Origin of the sequence: Bradyrhizobium sp. 23 (assembly GCF_023073295.1) — a bacterium.
Lineage (GTDB): Bacteria > Pseudomonadota > Alphaproteobacteria > Rhizobiales > Xanthobacteraceae > Bradyrhizobium > Bradyrhizobium canariense_D.
Window position 1 is genome coordinate 54,372 of sequence record NZ_JADPJF010000032.1, and the last position, 637, is coordinate 55,008.

Below are 637 nucleotides of genomic sequence, written 5' to 3' on the forward strand. Positions count from 1 at the left end.
CGGCGCTGCGCGTGGGCTTCATCGTCGCGCCCTGGGATGTGATGTCGCGGATGCTGGCGCTGAAGACGGACGCCGGCTCCGGCGCGCTGGAGCAGATGGTCCTCGCGGCCTATTGCAAGCCGCATTTTTCGACCCACGTGCCGGCACTGACGAAGGCGCTACGGACCAAGCTTGATACGCTGATGGAGGTCGTCAACGAGCAGTTCGGGACGGCAGCCGAGTTCGAGGAGCCCAAGGGCGGCATCTTCCTGTGGGTGAAGCTGCCCGATCAGGTGGATACGCTGAAGCTGTATCAGGCCGCGCTTGCCGCCGGCGTATCGATCAATCCCGGGCCGGAATGGTCGACTGACAAAAACCACTCCAGATCGCGACTGCGGCTGTGCTTTGCGAGCCCCTCGCATCAGCAGATCCGCGAGGGCGTCGCCGTGCTGGCCGAGGTCTGCCGCAGGGAGTTCGGCGTCCCGGCCCGCAGCGCCAATGTGGAGAAGCGAGCCTGAGCCTTCAGACGATCTGGGGCTGGCTGCCGTGGATCGCGGAGGCCAGCCGCAGCAGCAGCACGATCGAGACGTTGCCTTTGCCGGCCTCGATCTGGGCGATGTAGCGCTCGGATATCCCGGAGCGGCGGGCGAGCTCCCGC

At 66.4% G+C, this 637-nt stretch carries 2 protein-coding genes; one reads left to right on the top strand and one right to left on the bottom strand.

Translation table 11 applies throughout. The features are described 5' to 3' along the window. A partial coding sequence (locus IVB32_RS04445) for an aminotransferase class I/II-fold pyridoxal phosphate-dependent enzyme (RefSeq protein WP_247409909.1) occupies positions 1-497 on the top strand: 497 nt, incomplete at its 5' end. 4 nt (positions 498-501) lie between these two features. Here the strand turns inward: IVB32_RS04445 and IVB32_RS04450 are convergent. Further along, on the bottom strand, positions 502-637 hold a 136-nt coding region (locus tag IVB32_RS04450; RefSeq protein WP_247409935.1), incomplete at its 5' end, for a helix-turn-helix domain-containing protein.